This window comes from Fulvivirga lutimaris, assembly GCF_009711525.1.
Classification (GTDB): domain Bacteria; phylum Bacteroidota; class Bacteroidia; order Cytophagales; family Cyclobacteriaceae; genus Fulvivirga; species Fulvivirga lutimaris.
On the sequence record NZ_SMLV01000203.1, the window covers coordinates 1 to 5,243 of the forward strand.

Annotated in this window: 5 protein-coding genes; 2 read left to right on the plus strand and 3 right to left on the minus strand. The window is 35.5% G+C overall.

The window, feature by feature from the left end:
* The coding region (locus tag E1140_RS02010) for a universal stress protein (RefSeq protein WP_155178500.1) at positions 1–757 on the plus strand (757 nt) is incomplete at its 5' end.
* Positions 758–807: 50 nt separating this feature from the next.
* Here the strand turns inward: E1140_RS02010 and E1140_RS02015 are convergent.
* Positions 808–2,457: an alpha-amylase family glycosyl hydrolase gene (locus E1140_RS02015; protein WP_155178502.1), complete on the minus strand. Its 1,650-nt coding sequence runs from the start codon at positions 2,455–2,457 to the stop codon at positions 808–810.
* Between the two features lie 92 nt (positions 2,458–2,549).
* Between E1140_RS02015 and E1140_RS02020 the strand changes: the two genes are divergently transcribed.
* On the plus strand, positions 2,550–2,759 hold the full coding sequence (locus tag E1140_RS02020) for a hypothetical protein (RefSeq protein WP_155178504.1): 210 nt from the start codon (positions 2,550–2,552) through the stop codon (positions 2,757–2,759).
* Between the two features lie 52 nt (positions 2,760–2,811).
* On the opposite strand, the gene typA is transcribed toward E1140_RS02020, so the two are convergent.
* Both typA and E1140_RS21320 read right to left on the minus strand, forming a co-directional pair.
* Positions 2,812–4,620 carry a translational GTPase TypA gene (gene typA / locus E1140_RS02025; protein ID WP_155178513.1) on the minus strand — a complete coding sequence of 603 codons (1,809 nt, stop codon included), beginning with the start codon at positions 4,618–4,620 and terminating at the stop codon, positions 2,812–2,814.
* 288 nt (positions 4,621–4,908) lie between these two features.
* The gene (locus E1140_RS21320; protein WP_185153373.1) at positions 4,909–5,064 is read right to left on the minus strand and encodes a hypothetical protein; all 156 of its coding nucleotides are present in this window, start codon (positions 5,062–5,064) and stop codon (positions 4,909–4,911) included.
* Positions 5,065–5,243 lie beyond the last annotated feature (179 nt).

The following is a 5,243-nucleotide window of genomic DNA, read 5'->3' on the forward strand; positions in this document are numbered from 1 at the left end:
AAATTTCACTGCTCACGATTTTGGAGATAACTACCCCACTCTCGGTGATACTTCGGGAGATTCCATTGGTCAAGATGATGTTTTTCAATTACAGTTGGTTAGAAAAAATCACAGCAGGCTTTCTAAGCTTGCAGAAAAACATGGTGTTTCTGTAAAAATCCACTTTCAAGTTTATGATGAGGACTTTTCGGATGGGTTTAAGTCATATATTAAAGAGAAAAATATTGATCTTGTGGTGATGGGTACTTCGGGTGAGGAGAGCTATGAGGAGTTTTTCTCAGGTAACCATGCTCAGCAGGTTATTGAAGGGGCTACTTGTCCGGTTATTACTGTAAAGGATCCTTATTCTTCTCAGTCAACTTTTAACAACATAATAGTTGGTATAGACATAGAAAGTGATAAAAAAGATAATTATGCTCAAGCCGCTACTTACCTGAATGAATTTGCGGAAACAGTTGTAGGCAAGCTGCATTTAGTGCATGTTGCTGAACTTAACTCAGATAAGGATAAAGTGAAAAAGGAGGTTGAGGAGCTTATTGAAAAGTCTGGGTTTAGAAATTATACACTGAATATTAACCAAAATGATAATGTAGAGCAGGGGTTGCTAGCTTACTCTTATGCAGTAAGTGCTGACATGCTTGTGATTTTAACTCATAAAGAAGGAGGGCTATTCAGACTATTTAAGAAAAGTGTTGCCGAAGATTTAAGTAAAAAATCCTCAAGACCAATTATGACAATTAATCTACATCATATTTAATTTGAGAAGTCTTTTAACAAAAAGGGGAAGCAAGTGCTTCCCCTTTTTGTTTACTTATAAGCGAGCAGAACAGTTTTGTATGGTGAGTTAATTTCCACCATACCATCATTTACTACTGTTTCAGTATTAGAATAAGAATCGATTAAGACTGATCCATTTTCAAAAACTTCACCTACACTAACGGTTTTTTTGCCTTCATTAAGTTCTAGTCCAATTACAACCTTATCCTTGTTAAAACTTCTTGAGAATACATAGGGCTCAGAAGTAATCGTTTGATGCGTCCCATTGGCAATTGATTTATGCAGTTTTCTAAATTGACCTAGTTTGCTCCAATGGTCAAAAACATTTTTTGTTTCTGGGTTACTTAGGTCTTCCCAATTCATGAATGATCTCAAAGTTGCATCACCCTCTGTTCCTGGTATTTCTAAAGATCTTGCTGACTCATCACCATAGTATATTTGAGCCATCCCTGGAGTAAGCAGTAACTTATTGGCGGATTCTATAGTTTTCTGCCTTGCACCGTCAAACGGATTCCCATCATCGTGAGATGAGATATAGTTCATTACAGTTACTTTTTTCATTTCAGGTTGATTTAAAAGACTGTCATACTTATGAAAAACAAAGTCATAATCCTTTTCAGCATCATAAACGAATTCAAAGTTGATTAAGCTTTTAAACCCATTGTCAAAGTAGTCAACCTTACGATCTCCAAAATTGTAATTTCGCTTTCCAGATATTCCATAACCATAAACTTCAGCAAGCATGAAAAACTTATTTTCATCCAAAACTGCATTGGGGTTATTTTCCTTCCACTCCTTGAAAGCCTCATGTGCTAAAATTGAAAGCTCGGACCAGGCATCTTCTCTTAAATGTTTGGCAGTATCTACTCTAAAACCATCGATACCAAATTCTCTGATATAATCAGTCAGCCATTTCATGATATAAAACCTTGGAGCCTTTGAGTATTTGGTATTCTTAAAGAATTCATCCAACTCAGCCATTTCTTTTTCATATCGACCTTCATTTTTCCACTTTTCAACCAGAGCTTCTGGAAGCTCAACATTTTCTATAGATTCAGTTTTTATGTCAGGTAGATTCTCAACCAAGGTACAGTTGGCGGTGGTTTCGAAATTTTGATAAGTACAAGTAGGAGAAGTACGCACCCAACTCTCTGGCCAAACAGGATCAACAGGGGTAACCGGTCCTGTATGATTTAAAACAACATCGAGAAGGATTCTGATACCTCTGCCATGCGCAGTATCAATCATTTCCTTCAAATCTTCCATAGTGCCAAAATTTGGATCGAGATTGGTCCAGTCCTTAATCCAATAGCCATGGTAGCCATAGGTTAATCCACTTCCTTCATCAACATAACCTTGTATTTGTTCAAATACTGGTGAAAACCAGATGGCTTCAATACCCAATTTATCAAAGTAACCTTCATTAATTTTAGCAGTAATTCCTTTTATGTCCCCTCCCATGAAATTTCTCAATGGCCCTGTCTCTGCAGTACGATCAAAATTCAAGTCATTATTTTTGTCACCATTGTTAAAGCGATCAGTCAATAGAAAATAAACTGTCGCTGCATCCCAATCAAACTTGTAGGGTTCTTTTTCAATCTGGACTTCTTTAGCTGTTTCACAGCTGAAGGTGGATACAAGTAAAATGGTTAACAGAAGATTTAATATTATTTTTTTCATATGCCTAGTGAATTTAATGAGTTAAATTAAGTGAAATTACTTATTTATCTAAACCCTAAATATGAACAACTTTGGATTATAATAGTTGGCATATGAATTCACTTGATAGGGTACAAATTAAAGAACTGAAAGTAGGGGAGAAATTTAAAATGAGCATGAATGATAGGGAACAATTAACAATATCAGATATTGATAGCGAAGTTGCCTATTGCAATCATTTTATAGGCTTATATGTACTGCCACTTGAGCGGTTCGTGTATGTAGTTCATGATAATGGGGCATTACCAAACACTTCTTCATAAAAAAGGCCAACTCAAATATTTGAGTTGGCCTTTTTGTTTGTAATTATATCAATTACTCTTTACTCTCTTTATTGTTGAAACGTTTCCTTTCGTTCTCATCAAGATAGATTTTCCTCATTCTTAAGTTCTTAGGAGTAACTTCCAAGTATTCATCAAACCTGATATATTCCATCGATTCTTCTAACGAGAATTGCACCTTAGGAGCGATTTTTACAGCGTCATCAGTTCCTGACTTACGCATATTGGTCAATTGCTTTCCTTTTATCAAGTTAACTTCTAAGTCGTTATCTCGTGAGTGCTCACCTATAACTTGTCCCTTGTAAATAACATCTCCAGGCTCTACAAAAAATCTTCCACGATCTTGTAGTTTATTTAAAGCGTGTGCAGTTGCAGGGCCTTGTTCCATGGATACTAATGATCCTTTTAAACGTGGCGGAATCTCAACTGTCATTGGCAAATACTCTCTAAAACGATGAGTCATAATTGCCTTACCTGAAGTGGCCGTTAAAATATTATTTCTTAAACCTATAATTCCCCTTGCAGGAATGTTAAATTCAAGATGCTGTAAATCTCCTTTAGGCTCCATTACTAAAAGGTCACCTTTCTTTTGAGTAACCAACTCTATGGCTTTACCAGAAAGATCTTCAGGTACATCAATTACTAAAGTCTCATAAGGCTCGCTTTTGACACCATTTATTTCTTTAATAAGTACTTGAGGCATACCAACTTGTAATTCGTATCCCTCTCTTCTCATTGTTTCGATTAAAACAGATAAATGAAGAACACCTCTGCCATAAACATTAAATTTATCTTCTGTAACACCGGGTTCAACACGGAGTGCGAGGTTTTTTTCTGTTTCCTTTTCTAATCGATCTCTAAGGTGTCTAGACGTAACGAATTTACCTTCTTTACCAAAGAAGGGAGAGTTGTTAATGGTGAACAACATACTCATTGTTGGCTCATCTACAGCTATTCTGGTCAGAGCTTCTGGATTTTCTAAATCTGCAATGGTATCTCCAATGTCAAACCCTTCTACTCCTACAATAGCACAAATATCACCTGACCTTACCTTGTCAACTTTATTTCTGCCCAACCCAACAAATTCATATAATTCTTTAATTCGAATTTTCTTATTTCCATCGACCTTGCAAAGCATATAATCTTTACCAATTTCCAGATCTCCTCTAAATACTCGCCCAATAGCTATTCTGCCAGTAAAACTAGAGAAATCAAGTGATGTGATTTGCATTTGAGGTGTTCCTTCATAGTAAGGAGCTTCAGGTATTTTTTCAACTACTGCATCTAACAGAGCTGTAATATCTGTAGTTGGTTTTTTCCAATCAGTACTCATCCACCCTTGTTTTGATGAACCATAAAGTGTTGTGAAATCCAGCTGTTCTTCGGTGGCATTCAAATTGAACATTAAGTCGAATATTTGTTCATGTACTTCATCTGGAGTACAATTTTCCTTATCAACTTTGTTTATGACTAGCATAGGAGTGAGTCCTAGGTCAAGGGCTTTGCCTAATACAAAGCGTGTTTGCGGCATAGCGCCTTCAAATGCATCAACTAACAGTAGTACACCATCAGCCATACGCAAAACTCTTTCTACTTCTCCTCCAAAGTCAGCGTGACCTGGAGTGTCAATTATATTGATTTTTACACCTTTGTAGTTAACGGATACGTTTTTAGAAAGAATAGTTATTCCTCTCTCCCGTTCAAGGTCATTACTGTCAAGAATTAATTCTCCTGTTTCTTTTCGAGGGTCTAATGTTTCACATTGGTGAATTATTTTGTCAACCAAAGTTGTTTTACCGTGGTCAACGTGTGCAATAATTGCAACATTTCTAATTTTTTGCATGCTTTGAAATTAAGCTGCAAAGCTAGCAAAGTAATTACAGAAACAGCGTTAACACATATTTATTTTCTGTTTAGAGTCTTTTTCAAAACCAACAGAATATCTATGTAAGTTTTTTGGCCAAACTTATATATCTTTTAACAGATACTTTCAATACTACATAGAAAGTCATGTCAAAAAATATTTTCTCAACTAACTATTTATTAGCTGCTTAGCCAATTTCAATTCATTTAAAAGTTAAATGAATTCTTACATGGTATTATAGGTAAATATTTCTTGCTCGTTAAAGAATTAGAAATTACTGTCTTCCATAGTTATACCTTGCATTGGCTGTTGCTGAGTTTCACTAGCTACAATTTTATTATCTGAATTCTTATCGATTGTGATAAATGCGAAAGATCCAAGTATGGCTACGGCCACGGCTGCTATTAATATTTTAGATTTCATGATATTTATATTTTTGATTTGAAATTTGTGTTGTAGAGTTCGATTAAAATCCTTTGTCATCCTTAGTTACACCGTCACCTACAGTTTCTACTCTTTGATTAAGGCCATCATTGGGGCTGATTTCTTCTTCAGAACAAGCTGTAAATAAGGCAGATAGTAAAACGATACTGAATATTGTA